The following is a 20203-nucleotide window of genomic DNA, read 5'->3' as shown; positions in this document are numbered from 1 at the left end:
TGCGGCAAGCCATCCGGGCTCCTTGTACCCTGCAACCGTTGCAGTGGCGTCCCTCGGCGCTCGGAACCGCCAGGCTCTGCTCGTCGAGAACTTTGTCCGCGAGCAGCGGCCGCTTGAGCATTCCGCTGAAGCGTGACGTCTCATCAGTCCGTGTCCTTGCAGCTCACCGCGAGGGCGTTTTGCGCACCGCACGCAAGCGCACGAAACTGGTCTCCGTTCACTTCACAAAATGGTTTTCCTGAAGTACTGGAGCGCAGAGAAATCTCCGGTCGCAGCCTACCCGGTTAAAACAAGGACCCAACGATGAAGACTCTCGTCGTCTGCTCCGGCGGATTGGATTCCGTTACTCTTGCTCACAAGGTGGCAGCGGAGCACCAGCTTACCGGCCTGCTATCGTTCGATTACGGCCAACGGCATAGGAAGGAATTGGGCTTCGCCACCCTTTGCGCGGAGCGCCTGGGCGTCCCGCAGCGAATCATCGATATCCACGAGATCGGCGGCGGCCTTTCCGGCTCCGCGCTGACCGACAATGTGGACGTGCCCGATGGGCACTATGCCGAAGATACGATGAAGGTAACGGTGGTGCCCAACCGGAACGCCATCATGTTGGCCATTGCCTTCGGCCTCGCCGCAGCGCAAGACGCTGACGCGGTGGCGACGGCCGTGCATGGTGGGGATCATATTGTCTATCCCGATTGCCGTCCGGCCTTCATCGATGCTTTCCAGATGATGCAGGACCACGCGCTCGACGGCTACGCGCAGATTCGCCTTTATGCACCCTATGTGAACCTGACGAAGGCGGACATTGTTAGGGATGGAGCCACATACGGCACGCCCTTTGCGCAGACCTGGTCCTGTTACAAGGGCGCCGAGCGTCATTGCGGGAGGTGCGGGACCTGCGTCGAGCGGCGTGAGGCGTTCCACATCGCCGGGCACCCGGACCCAACCGAGTACGAGGACTCCGACTTCTGGCTCGGAGCGCTGCGAAGGACCACCGCGTAATGTTCCGCATCACCAAGGAATTCCACTTCTCAGCCTCGCATCAGCTCACCTCATTGCCACCCGATCACCAATGCGCGCGCCTGCACGGACATAACTACATCGTCGAAGTGGAGCTTTCAGCGGATGGACTGGACGATCACGGCTTCGTGCGCGACTACCACGATTTGGCGCCATTCAAACGCTACATCGACGAGAGCTTCGACCACCGACATCTCAACGACGTGCTGGGACACGAGCAAGTCACGGCGGAATATCTGGCCAGACATTTCTACGACTGGTGCAAGGCACGCCTGAGCGAAACCGCGGCCGTGCGGGTGAGCGAAACGCCGAAAACCTGGGCGGAATACCGGCCATGACCAATACGCATCCCGCAATCCGCGTTAGCGAGATTTTCGGGCCTACGATCCAGGGCGAGGGCGTGCTCATAGGTTTGCCGACGATCTTCGTCAGAACCGGCGGGTGTGACTTTCGCTGTTCCTGGTGCGACAGCCTGCATGCTGTGGACAATCAATTCCGCCATGAATGGGAGATGATGTCCGTCGGCGCGGTGTGGAAAAATGTGCTTGCGCTTTCCGGTGGCCGCCCGCTTATGGTGTCACTGTCAGGCGGCAATCCGGCCATCCAGCCGCTCGGCGCGCTCATCGACCGAGGCCATGGTGACGGTTACCGTTTTGCGCTGGAAACCCAAGGTTCGCTTGCCAGGGACTGGTTTGCGCACCTTGACGTGCTGATCCTCAGCCCAAAGCCGCCGTCAAGCCAAATGACGACAGATTGGGCCGCTGTCGAGGCGTGCCTCCAGGCGGCACAAGGCAAGCCCCAAATCGTGCTCAAGCTCATTGTTTTCGACGAAAGGGACTACGCCTACGCGAAAGACGCCGCTGCGCAATTTCCGCAACTTCCGATCTATCTGCAACCCGGCAATCACACGCCGCCACACCCGGCAAATGATGACGCGCCCGTCGACCTTGACGGAATATTGAAGCGCATGGAGTGGCTGGTTGACAGCGTGACCCGCGACAAATGGTTCGAAGCCCGCGTGCTACCGCAGCTGCACGTTATGCTCTGGGGTAACAAGAGAGCCGTCTAGGCCAAGCCCTTTCCACCGGAACTGCACCGGCATATTCGGGTGAACGGGTGGTTCAACGTTGACCGCGCTGCCGGGGTGCTTGCGGACTTCTGCCACCGGCCCAAGTGTTGTCAGCCGCTTGCACGGCACCTTGCATTCTCCTTGCAAGGTCGAAGGGAGCTGTCGCCGACAACCATGATCTCACAGGCAGGGCATGAGCGGGCGACATCGTCGCCATGCCAAGACGCGTCTGGTCCGCTTCGAACCGTCTCGGCCGACGGTCGCCGGTCAACAGTGGAAAACGATCGCAATCGGTTCACGATCGAGTGAGAGCCATGACCGTTCCTCTGCGGTGCTCAGACTGCCGCCGAGTGCCTGGCCGTTCCAGTTTCGAAATATTTGTCGAACCTGGCCGCGATGCTTCGGACGAAAGGGCGACTTTCAGCCGGCACAACGAATCTGTCGCCATCAAGTTCAAGCAATCGAACCGGATCGTGGAGGGCCATGGAACTTGACTGAAGGAGGAGCCTCTGGCCGGCCTCGCCGAAGCGTTCCACCAGATCGATGGCCGAGAAGGCGAAGTCGCACATCAAACGTTCGATGATCCAGCCGCGAACGCGGTCGTCGTTGGAAAGTGCGATACCCCGAACAGCGGCCAGCCCGCCGTTATCAACCGTGCATCGATATTCGCTGGTCGAAGGCATGTTCTGCGCATAGCCCTGCCGAAACTGGCTGATGGACGATGGGCCTAGCCCAATCAAGGTTTCGCAGCAATCGTCGGTGTAACCCTGAAAGTTCCGGTGCAGTGTTCCGGCGCGGGCGGCAAGGGCCAGGGCATCGCCGGGTTTGGCGAAATGGTCGAGGCCGATTGCTTCGTACCCCTGGTCCACGATCGCCCGCGCCGCCAGTTGCAATTGAGCAAATCTCTCCGCGGGACCGGGCAGCCATGCCTCGTCTATCATGGTCTGATGTTTCTTGAACCACGGCACATGGGCGTAGCCAAAAAGCACTATCCTGTCGGGTTCCAAGGTCAGCGCCTGCGCGACGGTGGAGGAGACGCTCTCCCTCGTCTGGTGCGGCAAGCCGTAGAGCAGGTCTAGATTGACCGATTCGACGCCGCGCGAACGAACACCGTCGACTACCGCTTTGGTCTGCAAAAAGCTCTGCTCGCGGTTGATTGCCTTCTGAACCTTCGGATCGAAGTCCTGGACGCCGAGGCTCGCACGGGTCGTGCCGATTTCGGCAAGCGCATCGAGGCGGGCATCGTCCATATCATTGGGTTCGATTTCAACGCTGATCTTGGCGCCGGGAAGAAAGGCGAAGCTGTTGCGCAGGACGCTTCCCAGCGCCACAATATCCTCAGGTTCCAGCATCGTCGGGGAACCGCCGCCGAAATGAACCGCGCGAACTCGGCCCTTGCCGGTAACAAGGCCGCCAACCGTGGCGATCTCCGCATACAGCGAGCGCAGATAAGCGGCCACCGGCTCGTAGTGGCGGGTCTGTTTGGTATGGCACGCGCAGAACCAGCAGAGCCTGTCGCAATAGGGAATATGCAGGTAAAGCGATATCTCGTCACCACCTTCGAGCGCCTCCAACCAGCCTCGGTAAACGACGGCATCGACGCCCGCATGGAAATGGGGCGCAGTCGGATAACTGGTATAGCGCGGGACGTTCTCGCCAAGTCTGGCAGCTAGCTTTTGTCGCATGTCGTGGTCCACCGTGTTTGCGTCGCCCGAACTGTGGATGCTTGGATGAGCCTAAGCCCTGATTTCGATCAACCTTCAGCACGGACAAACTGCCGCAAGGATTTTTCTACCGTGGATTGCTATCCTGCCCGCACTGGACCGGTAGAGCGATCGAATGACATTACGGCAGGATATTCACAGTTCCGGCATTCCCGTTCTTTGCCTGCCTTGCGAGGCACGGCGCCGCGGTGTCTGTGGCGCGCTCGAGCCAGACGATTTGGCTCAGCTCGCCAAGACGTCGTCGCGGCACAATATCGAGCCGGGGGTCGAACTGATCGGCGACGCCGAGGCGGTGGACTGTTATTCAAACGTGCTTTCAGGCGTGGTGAAGCTCACGAAGAGCCTTTCGGACGGCCGCCAGCAGATCGTCGGTCTCCAGTTCGCGCCGGATTTCCTGGGACGGCCCTTCAAGATGAAAAGTGCGATCAATGCGGAAGCGGCAACAGCTGTCTCGCTGTGCTCGTTTCCGAGAGCGGCCATCGAACGGATGATGAAGCAGTCACCCGAATTTGTGCATCGCCTGCTCAAGCAGGCGCTGAACGAACTTGACGGGGCCCGCGAATGGATGGTGACTCTGGGGCGCAAGACCGCACCAGAGAAGGTGGCGAGCTTTCTCCTCATGATTGCCCGGAACATCGACTCCAATGTTGACCCGGCGGCTAGGTCGGCGTGCTTCGAGCTGCCGATGACGCGTGCCGACATCTCTGATTTCCTTGGAATCACAAACGAGACCGTGAGCCGTCAGCTGACCAGCCTGAGAATGGACGGCGTGATTCGGATCGAGAACAACCGCCGCGTCACTGTGGACAGCATGAGCCGGCTGGAACGGCGCTGCGGCGGCCAAGGCGCAACAGCCGTTTGAATGACACGAAGCTGCATGGCCCACGCCACTTACTTCATTCGGGGCAGGGCATGCTCGCGTTGGGCTCAGAAGACATCGCGCAGCGACAGCCCGTTCTCCAGCCGATCGTATGCGCCAGTTGCGTTTCGGCTCGTCGGCGAAGCATCCACACTTGGCCGAAGTCAATATGCCTCATACGCAGGCGAAAATCGCGTCCAAACCATAAATGTAACGAAGGCAGCGCAACGCTGGCGCTGGCTGTTCCAAGGCATTGAAACGATCGACGTTCGGTAAGGCATCGGCCTGCTTACCAGCGTCACAGAAGGTGCGCTTCCCCACACGCCCGCGGTCGCCTCCTACCCGGGCCCCAACTGGGGACGCCGGGCCTGTCCATAAACCGGCGGCCGCTGCTGCACTTCCACATTCGACACAGTCTGATCGCACCGAACTCGATGCTGCTCGAAGCAAAATGGTGCGGCTCTGACATGGATCAGGGCGAGCAGGCGACGGCTGCGCAATAAGGCACCGCGGTTTGGCATCCGCCGGAATTGGAAATCGGGGCTTGCGATGAAATTCGGCAAAGAAATCGTGCTTCTAAGCCTGTTCGCATTCGCGGCTTTGTTGGCCGCTGGCGCTGGGGTGGATGAACCCTTTCGCCAGCATATGTGGGTCTTGTTCTTCGCCTTGGCTGGCTTCACTGCGATCCTGTTGCGCAACACTGAGTTCAAGCCTGCCGCGCCGATCGACCCGTCCGCTTACATGGACGGGCCAATCCGCTATGGCGCCATCGCCACCATGTTCTGGGGTGTCATCGGCATGCTTGTCGGCGTGGTCATCGCGCTGCAGCTTGCCTATCCCGATCTCAACATCCAGCCCTGGTTCAACTTTGGCCGTTTGCGGCCACTGCATACGTCGGGAGTCGTCTTCGCCTTCGGCGGCAACGCGCTGCTTTGCACGTCTCTCTATGTCGTGCAACGCACCTGCCGCGCCCGGCTGTTCGGCGGCGATCTCGGCTGGTTCGTGTTCTGGGGCTACCAGCTCTTCATCGTCATGGCAGCGACTGGCTACCTGCTCGGCATCACCGAGAGCCGCGAATACGCCGAGCCCGAATGGTATGTGGACATCTGGCTGACCATTGTCTGGGTCGCCTATCTCATCCTGTTCCTCGGCACGATCCTGAAGCGCAAGGAACCCCACATCTACGTCGCTAACTGGTTCTACCTGTCCTTCATCGTCACCATCGCGATGCTGCATGTGGTCAACAACCTCTCCATGCCCGCCTCCTTCCTGGGCTCGAAGAGCTATTCGGCTTTCTCCGGGGTCCAGGACGCTCTGACGCAATGGTGGTATGGCCACAACGCCGTGGGCTTCTTTCTGACCGCCGGCTTTCTCGGCATGATGTATTATTTCGTACCCAAGCAGGCGAACCGGCCGGTCTATTCCTACCGGCTGTCGATCGTCCATTTCTGGGCAATCATCTTTCTCTACATCTGGGCTGGACCCCATCACTTGCACTACACCGCCTTGCCCGATTGGGCGCAGACGCTCGGCATGGTGTTCTCGATCATGCTGTGGATGCCGTCATGGGGCGGCATGATCAATGGCCTGATGACGCTGTCGGGCGCCTGGGACAAGCTCCGCACCGATCCGATCATCCGCATGATGGTGATGGCCATCGCCTTCTACGGCATGTCCACCTTCGAGGGCCCGATGATGTCGATCAAGACGGTCAACTCGCTGTCGCACTATACCGACTGGACCATCGGACACGTCCATTCGGGCGCACTCGGCTGGGTCGGCATGATCTCGTTCGGCGCGCTTTATTACATGGTGCCGAAGCTGTGGAACCGTGAACGGCTCTACTCGCTGCGCCTCGTTACCTGGCACTTCTGGCTGGCGACGCTTGGCATCGTTGTCTACGCGTCGGTCATGTGGGTGTCCGGCATCATGCAGGGCCTGATGTGGCGCGAATACGACGAGCAGGGCTTCCTGGTCTACTCCTTCGCCGAAACCGTGGCCGCCATGCACCCCTACTACATCATGCGCGCCATCGGCGGAGCCATGTACCTTTCCGGCGCCCTGATCATGGCGTGGAACATCGCCATGACCATCCTTGGCTACCGGCGCGAGGAGGATCCGATGCCCGGCTCCGTTCCCGCCCTCCAGCTTGCGCGATGATGAGACAGAAAATGAGGTTGATGAACAGACACGCGGTCATCGAGAAGAACGCTACACTTCTTCTCCTCGGGTCGCTGCTGGTCGTGACAATCGGCGGCATCGTCGAGATCGCGCCGCTCTTCTATCTCGACAACACGATCGAGAAGGTCGAAGGCATGCGGCCCTACTCGCCGCTCGAACTCGTCGGGCGCAACATCTATGTGCGTGAGGGATGCTATCTATGCCATAGCCAGATGATCCGCCCGTTCCGTGACGAGGTCGAGCGCTATGGGCATTACAGCCTGGCGGCCGAGTCGATGTATGATCATCCCTTCCAGTGGGGATCGAAGCGCACCGGACCGGACCTCGCTCGGGTTGGCGATCGCTACTCAAATCTTTGGCATGTCGAGCACCTCACGGACCCTCGTTCCGTGGTGCCGGAATCCATCATGCCGAGCTATGGCTTTCTGAAGGATACGCCGATCGCGGTGAAGGATTTGTCGACGCATCTGGTTGCCAACAGGCGCGTCGGCGTTCCCTACTCCGACGACATGGTCGCTAACGCCAATGCCGATCTGATGGCGCAGGCTGATCCCAATGCCGACACGTCCGGCCTCGAGGCCCGCTACCCCAAGGCCAGGATCGGCGATTTCGACGGTGATCCGCAGCAAGTCACCGAAATGGACGCCCTGGTTTCTTATCTCCAGATGCTCGGCACGCTTGTCGATTTCAAGAACTACGATGAGACCGCCGGCTACCGCTGAGGACAATGGCGATGACGTACAATTTCATGCGGGAGTTTGCTGACAGCTGGGGCCTGCTTGCCATCGCTCTTTTCTTCATCGGATCCGTTGCCTTTGCACTTCGCCCCGGCAGCCGCAGGCAAGCCGGCGAAGCAGCTCAAATTCCTCTGAAGGAGGACTGATCATGAGCAGCGATCACATTGACGAGGTTTCCGGCATCTCGACGACCGGTCATGAGTGGGACGGCATTCGCGAGCTCAACAACCCGCTCCCGCGCTGGTGGGTCATCACCTTCTACATGACCATAGTCTGGGCGATCGGTTACACAATTGCCTACCCGGCATGGCCGCTGTTGCACTACGCGACAAAGGGCGTACTTGGCTATTCCAGCCGCAACGAAGTCAAGAACGAGTTGTCCGCGGCCGAAGCGGCAAAGGGCAAATATGTCGCCGCAATAGAGTCGAAAAGTGTTTCGGAGATTGCTGCGGATGACACGCTGCGCGAATTCGCCGTCGCTGCCGGCGCCGCCGCGTTCAAGGTCAATTGCGTGCAGTGCCACGGTTCCGGCGCCCAGGGGTCCAAGGGCTTTCCGAACCTAAATGACGACGACTGGCTGTGGGGCGGCGAGGTGGACCAGATCCAGCAGACGATCGCTCATGGCATCCGCTTCGCCTCCGACCCGGCTACGCGCCTGTCGGAAATGCCGGCCTTTGGCGACATCATCACCGCCGATCAGATCAAACAGGTCAGCACCTACGTTGCCAGCCTGTCCGGCACTGTCGGCGATCAATCGTTGGTCGCGCCCGGCGCCAAGGTCTTCGCCGAAAATTGCGTGGCCTGTCACGGCGACAATGCAAAAGGCAACAAGGAACTCGGCGCTCCAGATCTGACCGACGCCATCTGGCTCTACGGGTCAGGCGAAGCGGCCATCGCCGCCCAGGTCACCGCGCCGAAACAGGGCGTGATGCCGGCCTGGGGCGCGCGCCTCGGCGAGACCAAGGTCAAGGAACTGGCGGTCTACATCCATTCGCTTGGCGGCGGAGAATAGGAGCAGAAGCCTATTCTCGTCCTCCCCCTCCCGCCAAGCGACGAGGCCCGGCGCAAGCCGGGCCTCGGCATCATCCAGAACCGATGAGTCGGTTTCCGGCGAAATCGTCGCTGGTGACTGGAGCTTCTCGTGCTTGATAACACGCAAATAGAAAGGATCGAACCCACGCCGGTCAACTCCGCCAAGGTGCGTCAGCCAATGTACGCTGCGCGCAAGAAGATCTTCCCGAAGCGGGCCTCGGGCAGCTTTCGCCAGTTCAAATGGCTGGTGATGGCGGTCACGCTCGGCATCTACTATCTGACGCCGTGGCTGCGCTGGGATCGGGGCTCGTTTAGCCCGGACCAGGCCGTGCTGCTCGATGTCGCCAACCGGCGTTTCTATTTCTTCTTCATCGAGATATGGCCGCAGGAATTCTATTATGTGGCAGGCCTTCTGGTCATGGCCGGCGTCGGTCTTTTCCTGATCACGTCGACTGTCGGCCGTGCCTGGTGCGGCTATACGTGCCCGCAGACCGTATGGGTCGATCTGTTCCTGGTCGTCGAGCGGGCCATCGAGGGTGACCGCAATGCGCGCATCAAGCTCGACGCCGGTCCCTGGACCAGCCGCAAACTCGTGCTGCGGGTGTCCAAACACGCCATCTGGCTGATCATAGGCGCGCTGACGGGCGGCGCGTGGATCTTTTATTTCGGTGACGCGCCCAGCCTGCTTGGCGAACTCTTCACCGGCACGGCAGCGCCTGTCGCCTACATCACCGTCGCGGTTCTGGCGGCTACCACCTACACGTTCGGCGGTCTGATGCGCGAGCAGGTCTGCACCTATATGTGCCCGTGGCCCCGCATCCAGGCGGCCATGCTCGATGAAAATTCCCTCACTGTCACCTACAATGACTGGCGCGGCGAACCGCGTTCGCGCCACGCCAAGAAGGTGCTGGCCGCAGGCCAGCTCGTGGGCGACTGCGTCGACTGCAATGCCTGTGTCGCGGTCTGCCCGATGGGGATCGACATTCGCGATGGCCAGCAGCTCGAATGCATCACCTGCGCGCTTTGCATCGACGCCTGTGACGGCGTCATGGACAAGCTCGGCAAGGAGCGTGGGCTGATCGCCTATGCGACGCTCTCCGACTACAACGCCAACATGATGCTGGCGACTGCAGGCGGGTCCAGCTCAGTCAATCCGGCGCTGGTCAGGACGGATGACGGCCTGTTTTCGGACAGAGTGGCGCATTTCCACATCCGCAAGATCTTTCGGCCACGCACCTATGTCTACATGGCTATGTGGTCGCTGATCGGCCTGGGCCTCCTCTACTCGCTGCTGACGCGCGACCGGCTCGAAATCAATGTCCTGCACGACCGCAATCCACAATTCGTGACGCTCTCCGACGGCTCGATCCGCAACGGCTACACCGTCAAGCTGCTCAACATGATCCCCGAGCCGAGGACGATCGTCGTCACGATGCAGGGCTTGCAGGGCGCCGAGATGGTCGTCGTCGGCGACGACATCCCCGCAGGCCGTTCCTTCGCCATTCCGGTCGAACCCGACCGCCTGAAAATGCTGAGGGTCTTCGTTCGCCAGCCGGCGGACCAGATCCGCGCTCCGGCACAGACCTTCAAGTTCCGCGTCGAGGACAGAGCCAGCTTCGAGTCGAACGAGTACACCGCCACCTTCAACGCGCCGGAGACTGCCAGATGAGCGCCAGAACACAAAAAACCCGCGAATTCACCGGCAGGCACATGTTGGCCATCATCCTGGCCTTTTTCGGTGTGGTCATCGCGGTCAATCTGACCATGGCGACGCTTGCCAACACGAGCTGGACCGGCCTGGTCGTCGAAAACACCTATGTGGCGAGCCAGCAGTTCAACAGGAAGGCCGAGGAAGGGCGGGCGCAGGCAGCCCTCGGCTGGACCGGCAAGCTGACCATCGCATCGGGTGAAGTCCGCTACGGCCTCATCGACGCCGCCGGCAAACCGGTTCCCTTGCATGGCGTGAAGGCGCTGTTTCGCCATCCCGCTTACGAAAAAGAGGATGAATCCATCAAGCTCGTCCTCGCCTCGGGTCAGGAATTCGCCGCCCAGCATTTGCCGAAGGATGGTGTCTGGATCGTCGAAGTCGACGCCGATGCCGGCCTGGATAAACCGTATCGCGACGTCCGCAGGATCATGATTTCCAATGGAGCGCTGCAATGAGTTGTTGTGCACCGGGCGCCGAAATGGCGCTTGATCTGGTCAACGCCGGATCGGTCCTGCCGTCCAGCCAGGAGATCAGGCTGGCGAGCCGATCGCTTGGCGATGATCTCCGCCAGACCGATCTTTCGGTCCCCACGGTTCATTGCGCGGCCTGCATCCAGGCGATCGAGACAGCACTGGGAAAGCTCGATCAAGTGGAGAGCGCTCGTGTCAACCTGTCGACGAAGCGGGTCGCGGTCCGCTGGCGTGGAAACCAGGTACCACCATTCGTCGCCGCGCTGGGACGGCTGGGCTACGAGGCGCATCTGTTCGACCCCGAGGTCGACAACAAGGACAAGACGCTTTCGGAGCTGATCCGCGCCGTTGCTGTCGCCGGCTTTGCGGCGGGCAACATCATGCTGCTTTCGGTCTCTGTCTGGTCCGGTGCTGAAGGCGCTACCCGCGACCTGTTCCACTGGGTCTCGGCGGTTATCGCCATCCCTGCACTCGCCTTCGCCGGCGGCATCTTCTTCCGCTCGGCCTGGAATGCGCTGCGTCACGGCCGCATGAACATGGATGTGCCGATCGCGGTCGGGGTATCCCTCGCCTACGCCATGAGCCTCTATGAGACGATCACCCATGGCGACCACGCTTATTTCGATGCATCGGTGTCACTGCTGTTCTTCCTCCTGATCGGCCGCACGCTCGATCACGTGATGCGCGAACGCGCCCGCACCGCCGTCAAAGGCCTGTCACAGCTCGCGGCGCGTGGCGCCATGGTGCTGCGCGGCGATGGTGCACGCGACTATCTGCCGGTTGGCGAGATCGAACTTGGCATGCTGCTGTTGATCGCTGCCGGCGAGAGAATCCCCGTCGACGGCAAGATCATTCAAGGGGCCTCGGATCTGGACTGCTCCTTGGTGTCCGGCGAGAGCACGCCTCGAAGCGTTGCAGCAGGCGAAGCCGTGCAGGCCGGTGTCCTCAACCTAACCGGCCCGCTGACGATCGAGGCGACCGCCGCCGCGAAAGATTCGTTTCTGGCGGAAATGGTTCGGCTGATGGAGTCCGCAGAGGGCGGCCGCGCGCATTATCGCCGGATCGCCGATCGTGTTTCAGCGCTCTATGCCCCGGTGGTTCATCTCACAGCCTTCGCGACGTTCCTTGGCTGGATGGCGGCGACCGGTGACTGGCACCGGGCGATAACCATCGCCATTGCCGTTCTCATCATCACATGCCCGTGCGCGCTCGGCCTCGCCGTACCGATCGTCCAGGTGGTCGCGGCGCGGCGCCTGTTCGAGAACGGCATCATGGTCAAGGACGGTTCGGCCATGGAGCGCCTGGCGACGATTGATAAAGCGGTGTTCGACAAGACCGGAACGCTCACCCTCGGCCAGCCCCGGCTGGTCAATGCGGACTCGATTGATCCGGCCATGCTGGCAATCGCGGGAGACATGGCTGCGCACTCGCGTCACCCGTTTTCGAAGGCCATAGCCGGTTTTGCCCGCCTTGGCGGGCAGCACAAATTCGATGCCGTCACCGAGCACCCGGGTTTCGGGATCGAAGCCACAGCGACAGGTAGCACCTGGCGGCTGGGCCGGCGCGGATGGGCTGGATGGAAGGCCCGGACCGGCGGCGAAGGCAAACATGGCTATGGCGGAACGGTGCTGACAAAAGACGGGTTCATTGTCGCGACCTTCGATTTTGAGGACGCGCTGCGCGCCGACGCCAGGGCGGCGATCGGGCAATTGACCCATGCTGGGGTGTCGGTGGAAATGCTGTCGGGCGATACCGCGGGCGCCTGCGGCGAAGTTGCAAAAATGCTGGGTATCGACAATTTTATTCCGTCCCTGCTGCCGTCCGGCAAGGTCGAACGCATTGAGACGGCGGCGAAAGACGGACACAGGGTTCTGATGGTTGGCGACGGTCTCAACGACACGCCTGCGCTGAGCGCTGCGCATGTCTCGATCGCTCCGGCCACCGCCGCCGACATTGGCCGCAACGCAGCCGACTTCGTTTTCCTGCGCGAAAGCCTTCTGGCAGTGCCTCTCGCGCTGGATGTCTCGCGCAAGGCGGGAAGCCTGATTCGCCAGAACATCGTGATCGCGATCGTCTACAATGCCATCGCCGTGCCGATCGCCATACTGGGGCATGTCACGCCTCTTATCGCCGCGGTCGCGATGTCAGCCTCGTCATTGCTCGTGGTTGGAAATGCCATGCGTCTGCAAGGCTTCGCAACGGGTGCGTCGTCCGTATTTGCGCGGCAAGACAGGCCCGCGCGGGCCGGCGCCTTGGCTCAATCGTCATGACGACGCTCGTCTACCTCATCCCCGTAGCGCTATTCCTTGGCGCACTCGGCCTGTCCGGCTTCCTTTGGGCGTTGAGAAGCGGCCAGTACGAGGATCTCGATGGCGCGGCGGAGCGCATTCTCATCGACAGCGACGACGGCGCGGAGAATGCCACTCGTTCCAAGTGACTCAGATCAACGCGCCGCGGGTCGGGATGTCCTATCGTCGTCCGACGAAAGATCAGGAGGGTGAGGATGCAAGCCGAATCCTTAATGACAAAGCCAGTCATCACGACGCATGCGAACGCGAAAAAAGCGACTTCTTGCGCCGAGAGGAACTCGGAACCCAGCGTGTGCGTCCGCGCTGGCTGGAGCTTGATCTTGGCCCGGGCACAACCGCCAATGACTATGTGTGCGCTCGAATGGACGGATCATCCATCAGGTGATGACCACACACGTCATCTCGGCGCCTCCTGTCGACCTGATGATGCAACATCGCACAACAATGTCCCGATTGTCGATTCGGGAAAGGGTCGTCGGCATCATCACGCGAACTGATTTGCTGCTTGTCCTGATCCGCCATGCCGAAACAGGGAACCACGCCACCCGATGACGAACTGATCCGCAAGGCTATCCTTGCCGAACTGCAGCCACAAACCTGGAGCGGTGGTGACTTGATCGATGTGAGGGTCAGCGACGGCCTTGTCGAACTGAAGGGGGCGATTGTCGACGAGCGTCAGCGGAAGGCAGCGATCGTTGCGGCTGAGAAGGTTGCCGGCGTCGGGCAAGTCAAGGACCGCCTCCTCCTCAGTACGGATCCGTTCTCAGTGATGGTTTCATAGCTGCGAAAAAAGCGGGGACGCCAAGCAGAGTCCCTTTGGTTCTGCTCCCTTCCCACATCACTTGGACATGAGGCCGTCGGCGAGTTCCTTCGGCGTCTAGCGCGTTAGGAGAGCACGCTGTCGGCAGCAAGACGCCCGTCCAGACGGAAATGCGGTGGCCGCTGCCTGTTTTGGTGGGGCTTGGACCGGGGCTTCCTGTGGATCTTGAAGAGCGGCCAATACGAAGATCTCGACGGCTCCGCCGAGCGGGTCCTTATCGATCGGGAAGAGCCGCGAGGCTGAACCGGTTGGCGGCGCCAACGACTGTGCGGATGCTGGTCGTCAGTCGACCGAATCTTTGCTGGCGATTGCCCGCGTCATGACGATATCGGCGCGGTGCGAAGAACGGATCAGCCACAATACGTTGCCGAACCTTTGCCCAGGAGGGGCACGCGATTGGGAAGCCGACCATTCAGAATGCCCAGACATGGAGACGTTTTCACGGCAATCGACCACTCGACCGTGAACCCGCCGCTGACGGGTTTGTCGAGCCTGGTTGATCCAGATCAGCGTTATCTCTTCATCGGCATGGTTTCATTGACCAGGCTTCCAACGGAGAACGCATGTCTATCGAGTTGGGGAGATGAGCGGCAAACCGTGGGTGATTGCGATGCTTCAAGAGCGCTTCGTGTCGAAGATAGCCGCTATGGCGGCACGCTGATGGCCGGCTATGTCGACAAATTCGACATCATTGTCGTCGGAGCTGGTCCGGTCGGACTTGCCTTCGCAGCATCGCTCGCCTGGAGCCGACTCAAGGTGGCAGTGGTTGAACGGCAGTCGCTCGACAGCCTGGCGAATCCGGCTTTCGACGGTCGCGAGATCGCGCTGACCCACGCATCAGTGAGAATCCTTCGCGAGCTCGGCGCCTGGGATGCCATCCCCGCATCGGACAAATCACCGCTTCATGGCGCGCGCGTGCTCAACGGATCCAGCCCTTTCGCCCTGAGCTTCGATGCTCCCAGCGGATCTGGGGAACCACTCGGATTTCTGGTCCCAAATTGTCGGATCCGCGATGCCCTGTTCAAAATTGTCCACTTCCAGGATCATGCCCGGCTGCTGTGCGGCAACTCGGTCGTCAATGCAACAAATAGCGAAGACGAGGCGGTCATAACGCTTTCTGATGGCAGGCAATTGGCCGCTCGGCTGCTCGTAGCAGCGGATTCGCGTTTGTCCCCGATGCGCGACCTGCTCGGCATTGGCGCCAACATCCATCCGCTTGGCCACTCCATGCTGATTTGCCGAGTGAGGCACGAGCGCGTCCATCAGCAGATCGCGGTCGAATGGTTCGACCACCATCAGACCATAGCGATGTTGCCGCTCATGGAAGGCGTGTCGTCGCTGCTTCTGACTTTGCGCTCAAGCGAGGCCGACAGACTGTTTGCTCTCGACGACGAATTGTTCCGCATGGAATTGATGAACCGGTGTCGAGGACGCCTCGGACAGATGACCCTGGCAAGCACCCGCCATGCCTATCCGCTGGTCACGACCTGGGCGCACAAGTTCTCGGCTCCGAGTGCGGCACTGATCGGAGACGCTGCCATTGGCATGCACCCGGTGACCGCGCATGGCTTCAACATCGGCCTCGGCGGCCAGAAGCAACTCGCTCGTAAAATACTGACAGCATGTCGCGCCCGCCGCGACATTGCCGATCCCGACATGCTCGGCAGATACGAAAGCCGGCTGCGGCTGTCGGCGGGGCCGCTCTATCATGCCACCAACATGCTTGTCGGTCTCTACTCAAGCGAGCACTCGGCGGCACGGCTTGCAAGACATGCTGGGCTCCGCTTTGCCCAACATCTTCCCTTTGTCCGCCATGGCATTTCGGCCATGCTCAGGCGGTGAATCGCACAGAGCGCTGCCGCTCTGGAACGCTGTCTCGGCGAGGCTTCCTTGTCTTGCTGGCGCGCGTCGTCGCGGGGCAAGGCTGTCTCCTGGTGACGTTGCCGATCATGGCATGATTCGGATCAAGGCACGCGCGCGGGCGAAGCCTTGATCATTCGGCAATGCTAAGCCAAAGGTGTGACCCGCAGCATGGTGAGCGCACTGGTTACCCTCGCTGGGTAGTTAACCCGTCCTTCAGTGGGCTTGCATAGGTTTGGTCCTCGCGAACAACGACGCAAGCAAGCTGGTCCATTCATGGCACCCCTAAAGGAAGAAGAATCGCTGGAGGCCAAAATCCGTCAGGATCAGCTTGCTGACCTGAGGGCCGGGCTCTTCGTGTCGATGCCGATAAGCGCGATCCTGTCAGGCCTGATTTGCGCGGTGCAGGCCCTTTCTGGCGGCGGCTTTGCCGCTGCCAGCTGGTTCCTGGTCGTCAATGCGCTAAATGCCGCCCGGCTTGCACTCGCCCGTTTTCAGCTAAAGGAAACGGGGCGCCATCAGGATTTGCTTGGCGTTTTGCCGCGCCTTCGCATGTTTGGCGTCCTTGCCCTTCTGGCAGGGTTTGCCTGGTCCTTCCCGGCCGTGCTGACTGTTGGATACACAACACCACAAGCACCGATGCATCTGGTCATACTGGCGGGCATTTCAGCTGGTGCGGTTACATATGGCAGTTCGTATGCCGCGGCGGCGACCAGCTTCATCACACCTCCACTCCTCATCACGGTGGCGTGCCTTTTGGCGAAAGGCAATTTTGAACGCTACATTCTGGCTTTCACCGTTCTGCTCTTCATGGGCGGGTTGGTCCGAGCTTCGTTTGTTGGGCAGGCGCGCTTCCGCGAAGCAAGCCGCCTGAGACATGAGGCAGAGCGATTTGCGTCGGAAATGGAGCGCAACTCCAGGGAGGACCATCTGACCGCCCTTCTCAACAGGCGGGGCCTTGAACACGCCATCGGTCGGTTCAAGACCGCGGATGGCCCCTTCGTGGCAATGCTGATTGATCTGGACGGCTTCAAATCTGTCAACGACACCTACGGTCACAGGACCGGTGATGAACTGCTTGTCATGATCGCCCGCCGCATAGAGCAGGAAGCACCCGAAGGCTCAACGCTCGCTCGTATCGGCGGCGATGAATTCGTGCTGGTTTTTCCCTCAACGAGAGCTTCGCTTTCTGCCAGTGATCTCGCCTCCAATATCATAGCCAAAATTGCTCGCCCCTATATCGAAGTCGCGTCCGTTCGGGTCGGGGCATCGATAGGGATATACTTGGCGCAGACGCCGAGCCTGACTGAAATGTTGTTGCGGGCGGATATCGCCCTGTATACGGCCAAGCGCCATGGCAGGAACGAATTTTGCCTGTTCGATGCCGAACTCGACAGGGAACTGCAACGTCGCCAGTCGATCGAACGGGATCTTCATTCGGCGATAAAGACGGGAAGATTGCAACCTTGGTTCCAGCCGATCGTGAAACTCGAAACCGAGACCGTGGTCGGTTTTGAAGCCTTGCTGAGATGGTCCCATCCGACGCATGGTGCCATCTCTCCACCCGAAATCATCACGGCCGCACGCGAAACCGGAATGCTTCAGCTGCTGACGCAAACCGTATTCGCCGACTGTTGTGCTTTTATCGACGGCTTGGTGAAAGCTGACTGTCGTGACATTCGTGTGGCGATGAATGTTTCCCCTCGCGAACTGGAAGCCGGCGATATCGACGACATGGTTCTGGAGGGTCTGGCGGCAAGAGGCCTGCCTGCGACGATGTTCGAAATCGAGATTACCGAAGAATCGCCGGTGGACCCGGACAGAGTGGATGAAAAGCTCGGACGGCTTTCACATGCCGGTGTTTCCATCGCGCTCGATGACTTCGGCACCGGCTTTTCTACCTTGGCATCTCTCAAGGACCGTCGGATACGCAAGGTGAAAATAGACCAGGGCTTCATTCGCGGCCTGGCCAAGTCCCGAGAGGACCGACTGCTTGTCAAATCGGTCATCGAACTCGGTGACATGCTCGGGATCGAGGTCATGGCCGAGGGCGTCGAAACAGAGGCGGATCGGCAAACCCTGCACAAGCTTGGCTGCCGAACCGCTCAGGGCTTCCTCTTCTCCAAGGCTGTGCCTTTGATGCAAGCACTGGAAATGGCAGTCAAACAGCACGCGAACCAGTTGTGACCGCTCCCGCCGCGCCGGCCGTCGCGGCCGTGCGCTGCCGAATTTGGCTACAGAGACTTGCCTGCTCGAAACACGTGGCAGTGGGCGTTGTGCATCAGCCGGCGAACAGTTCCTTGTAGCCGGTCGTCACCATCCAGTTCGCACGGTCGATATGGCTGCGAAGAGCTTTGCGGGCGCGGACCGGGTCAATGGACGGGTCGATGCCGAGAATGCGCTCGGCCATCTCCTTTTCGCTGGCATTGTCGGCGCAGGCATCCAGGATCCGCAGGTAGATCGTGAAATGCTCCCTGTCGTAGCTCGTGAGGTTCTCCGACCAGGGGACTTCATCGCTCAAAGTTGAGCTTCGAGTCTCATCTGTTCCCATTGGTCCATTCATGCCTGCGAACCTCGCCTGTGAGCGCACGCAGCATATCCCAAAATGGGATAATCCGAAACCGGGATTAGTCGCTGATCCGGTCTTTACCCGACCGGTTCGCCTCCATGCCCAAATCCCTTCGATCGCCCCGCCACCAGCGGTTTCTGGCCCAGCTGGTTTCGCTGCGCAAGGCCAAAGGCCTGACCCAGGAGCAGCTGGCTGACAAGCTTGGTCGTCCCCAATCCTTCGTGGCCAAGTACGAGGGCGCAGAGCGGCGTCTCGACGTCATCGAGTTTCTCGACATAACTGCGGCCATTGACGCTGATCCGTGCGAGATTCTGTCCAGCCTCCGGTCCTAGCGGGCGCGCCGCATCTATCATGATCCGGACAGGAATATTGTCTAGGACAATGCCTCAATTTGTTGAAAGGCGAGCGCTGGTTTTCGGAGGAAGCCGCGCGCACGGCGGCGGTGCCTTTGGGTTCTCGACGTAACTGCGCCGCCTGACCATGTGCGAAAAAACTTGGCGCGCGCCCGCGCGCCTGACGACGCGCACCAGGTGCTCGTGAACCGAGCCCGCTTTTCTTCGGCAAGCTCAGGCGGTCTCGGCCATTCGGCTTCGCCCCTTGGCGTGGGCAGCCCTTCGGGCTGTGACGGCCGCCGCCCTTGCGGGCGGCGCGGTTTGTCTGTTGGCCTTTCCCGGTGGCGCGGGGGGGGCGGCACTCCCTTCTAGACCCGCTGCGGCAGCCCGCAACCCTTCGCGTGCCGCTCAGGGTCCTCCTCTTCGTTCCGGTCCTTCGGATGCGGTCCGCCTACTGGGCGGGCCCTTCCGGTCGCGACTCGCCGCCCACCCCGCTTCCGGGGAAAGGCGCGGCGATTGGTGAGCGGAGGATAACACATGCGTGCAAACAGCAAGCGTACCACCAGCGGAGAGGCTGGCGCAGGCAAGGGCAGGCGCCCGGGCGCCAGCCTCTATCAGGAGATCACCGACCGCATCATTGCCGAGCTGGAGCGCGGTACCGTGCCATGGGTCAAGCCATGGGGCAGCGCAAAAGCAGGCCTCGGCCTGCCGAGGAATGCGTCCACGGGGCGCAGCTATTCCGGCATCAATATCCTCATCCTGTGGGGCGCCGTCATCGAGCGCAGCTATCCCAGCCAGAATTGGCTGACCTTCCGGCAGGCGCTTGCCCTGGGCGGCAATGTCAGGAAAGGCGAGCGCGGCACGACCATCGTGCATGCCGACCGCTTTGTCCCCAAGGACGAGAAGGAGCGCGCACGCCACGAGGGCGATGCACCACAGGCCGTGCCTTTTCTGAAGCGCTTTACCGTCTTTAATGTCGCGCAGTGCGACAATCTTCCGGAACACCTCCATGCCCCCGCCGAGCCGCTGCCTCAGTGCGAGATCGCGCCGCAGGCCGAAACGCTGATTCGCGCCAGTGGTGCGGATTTCAGGGTCGGCGGCGATCGCGCTTTCTACATGCCGGGCAGCGACCACATTCAGGTGCCGCCGCAGCCGGCGTTCCATCAGCAGATCGACTATTACCGGACCTGCTTTCACGAGCTTGGCCACTGGACCGGCCACCCGACGCGGCTTGCTCGCGACCTCTCCGGCTCCTTCGGCTCCAAGGCTTACGCGCGTGAAGAATTGGTCGCCGAAATCACTGCCGCCTTCGTCTGCAGCAATCTCGGCATCGAGCCGACCGTGCGTCACGCCGATTACATCGGCTCATGGCTGAAGGTGCTGCGCGAGGACAACCGCGCCATTTTCCGTGCCGCCAGCCTCGCTTCGAAGGCCGCCGATTTCCTGCTTGGCCTTCAGGCCGATGCGGAAGGCGAGGCGCAAGAAGGGACTGCGGCATGACGATGCCCGATGC

Annotated in this window: 20 protein-coding genes; 18 read left to right on the top strand and 2 right to left on the bottom strand. The window is 60.9% G+C overall.

Translation table 11 applies throughout. The features are described from left to right. Nucleotides 1–303: 303 nt before the first annotated feature. The 3 genes from queC to queE are packed head-to-tail and all read left to right on the top strand — an operon-like array spanning nt 304 to nt 2089. The gene (queC, locus tag NKJ00_RS25705) at nt 304–1002 is read left to right on the top strand and encodes a 7-cyano-7-deazaguanine synthase QueC (protein ID WP_023766604.1); all 699 of its coding nucleotides are present in this window, start codon (nt 304–306) and stop codon (nt 1000–1002) included. Then, complete coding sequence (gene queD / locus NKJ00_RS25700) at nt 1002–1358, top strand: 6-carboxytetrahydropterin synthase QueD (protein ID WP_023673552.1); 357 nt, start codon at nt 1002–1004, stop codon at nt 1356–1358. Before queC ends, queD begins: the two co-directional genes overlap by 1 nt. Continuing rightward, a complete protein-coding gene (gene queE, locus NKJ00_RS25695) occupies nt 1355–2089 on the top strand; it encodes a 7-carboxy-7-deazaguanine synthase QueE (RefSeq protein ID WP_023735817.1) in 735 nt (244 codons plus the stop codon). The genes queD and queE overlap by 4 nt, the downstream gene beginning before the upstream one ends. A 335-nt stretch (nt 2090–2424) precedes the next feature. Here the strand turns inward: queE and hemN are convergent, their stop codons facing one another. Further along, a complete protein-coding gene (gene hemN, locus NKJ00_RS25690; RefSeq protein ID WP_352631727.1) occupies nt 2425–3774 on the bottom strand; it encodes an oxygen-independent coproporphyrinogen III oxidase in 1350 nt (449 codons plus the stop codon). A 154-nt stretch (nt 3775–3928) separates the two neighbouring features. Here hemN and NKJ00_RS25685 point away from each other — a divergent pair, with 154 nt between their 5' ends. The 13 genes from NKJ00_RS25685 to NKJ00_RS25625 all read left to right on the top strand — a co-directional run bounded on the left by NKJ00_RS25685 (nt 3929) and on the right by NKJ00_RS25625 (nt 17976). Next, entirely contained in the window at nt 3929–4675 is a 747-nt protein-coding gene (locus NKJ00_RS25685) for a Crp/Fnr family transcriptional regulator (protein ID WP_352631725.1), read from the top strand. Between the two features lie 546 nt (nt 4676–5221). Further along, the gene (ccoN, locus tag NKJ00_RS25680; RefSeq protein WP_352631724.1) at nt 5222–6832 is read left to right on the top strand and encodes a cytochrome-c oxidase, cbb3-type subunit I; all 1611 of its coding nucleotides are present in this window, start codon (nt 5222–5224) and stop codon (nt 6830–6832) included. Nucleotides 6833–6843: 11 nt separating this feature from the next. After that, complete coding sequence (gene ccoO / locus NKJ00_RS25675) at nt 6844–7575, top strand: cytochrome-c oxidase, cbb3-type subunit II (protein ID WP_352631723.1); 732 nt, start codon at nt 6844–6846, stop codon at nt 7573–7575. Nucleotides 7576–7586: 11 nt separating this feature from the next. Continuing rightward, on the top strand, nt 7587–7736 hold the full coding sequence (locus NKJ00_RS25670) for a CcoQ/FixQ family Cbb3-type cytochrome c oxidase assembly chaperone (RefSeq protein WP_023735812.1): 150 nt from the start codon (nt 7587–7589) through the stop codon (nt 7734–7736). Between the two features lie 2 nt (nt 7737–7738). Further along, nucleotides 7739–8602: a cytochrome-c oxidase, cbb3-type subunit III gene (gene ccoP, locus NKJ00_RS25665; RefSeq protein ID WP_352631721.1), complete on the top strand. Its 864-nt coding sequence runs from the start codon at nt 7739–7741 to the stop codon at nt 8600–8602. Nucleotides 8603–8731: 129 nt separating this feature from the next. After that, nucleotides 8732–10291: a cytochrome c oxidase accessory protein CcoG gene (gene ccoG, locus NKJ00_RS25660; RefSeq protein WP_352631719.1), complete on the top strand. Its 1560-nt coding sequence runs from the start codon at nt 8732–8734 to the stop codon at nt 10289–10291. Next, nucleotides 10288–10785 carry a FixH family protein gene (locus NKJ00_RS25655; RefSeq protein ID WP_031261324.1) on the top strand — a complete coding sequence of 166 codons (498 nt, stop codon included), beginning with the start codon at nt 10288–10290 and terminating at the stop codon, nt 10783–10785. Before ccoG ends, NKJ00_RS25655 begins: the two co-directional genes overlap by 4 nt. After that, entirely contained in the window at nt 10782–13070 is a 2289-nt protein-coding gene (locus NKJ00_RS25650) for a heavy metal translocating P-type ATPase (protein WP_352631717.1), read from the top strand. Before NKJ00_RS25655 ends, NKJ00_RS25650 begins: the two co-directional genes overlap by 4 nt. Continuing rightward, nucleotides 13067–13237 carry a cbb3-type cytochrome oxidase assembly protein CcoS gene (gene ccoS / locus NKJ00_RS25645; protein WP_023762793.1) on the top strand — a complete coding sequence of 57 codons (171 nt, stop codon included), beginning with the start codon at nt 13067–13069 and terminating at the stop codon, nt 13235–13237. The genes NKJ00_RS25650 and ccoS (NKJ00_RS25645) overlap by 4 nt, the downstream gene beginning before the upstream one ends. Before the next feature lie 392 nt (nt 13238–13629). Beyond that, a complete protein-coding gene (locus NKJ00_RS25640; RefSeq protein WP_023762791.1) occupies nt 13630–13890 on the top strand; it encodes a BON domain-containing protein in 261 nt (86 codons plus the stop codon). Nucleotides 13891–14055: 165 nt separating this feature from the next. After that, entirely contained in the window at nt 14056–14172 is a 117-nt protein-coding gene (ccoS, locus tag NKJ00_RS25635; RefSeq protein WP_084025756.1) for a cbb3-type cytochrome oxidase assembly protein CcoS, read from the top strand. A gap of 417 nt (nt 14173–14589) precedes the next feature. Next, nucleotides 14590–15771 carry a 5-demethoxyubiquinol-8 5-hydroxylase UbiM gene (gene ubiM, locus NKJ00_RS25630; RefSeq protein ID WP_352631758.1) on the top strand — a complete coding sequence of 394 codons (1182 nt, stop codon included), beginning with the start codon at nt 14590–14592 and terminating at the stop codon, nt 15769–15771. A 294-nt stretch (nt 15772–16065) separates the two neighbouring features. Beyond that, nucleotides 16066–17976, top strand: a complete 1911-nt coding sequence (locus tag NKJ00_RS25625) for a putative bifunctional diguanylate cyclase/phosphodiesterase (protein ID WP_023809306.1) — start codon at nt 16066–16068, stop codon at nt 17974–17976. Nucleotides 17977–18070: 94 nt separating this feature from the next. Here NKJ00_RS25625 and NKJ00_RS25620 read toward each other — a convergent pair whose 3' ends face one another. Then, complete coding sequence (locus NKJ00_RS25620; RefSeq protein ID WP_081731037.1) at nt 18071–18352, bottom strand: DNA -binding domain-containing protein; 282 nt, start codon at nt 18350–18352, stop codon at nt 18071–18073. A gap of 104 nt (nt 18353–18456) precedes the next feature. On the opposite strand from NKJ00_RS25620, the gene NKJ00_RS25615 reads away from it, so the two are divergent. Continuing rightward, entirely contained in the window at nt 18457–18690 is a 234-nt protein-coding gene (locus NKJ00_RS25615) for a helix-turn-helix domain-containing protein (protein WP_023735803.1), read from the top strand. A gap of 537 nt (nt 18691–19227) precedes the next feature. Continuing rightward, nucleotides 19228–20190, top strand: a complete 963-nt coding sequence (locus NKJ00_RS25610) for an ArdC family protein (RefSeq protein WP_023766617.1) — start codon at nt 19228–19230, stop codon at nt 20188–20190. The last annotated feature ends 13 nt before the right edge of the window (nt 20191–20203 follow it).

It is taken from the genome of Mesorhizobium sp. M0227 (assembly GCF_040321855.1).
Lineage (GTDB): Bacteria > Pseudomonadota > Alphaproteobacteria > Rhizobiales > Rhizobiaceae > Mesorhizobium.
The sequence above is the reverse complement of the archived record's forward strand: the minus strand, read 5'-3'. Positions and strand labels throughout refer to the sequence as shown.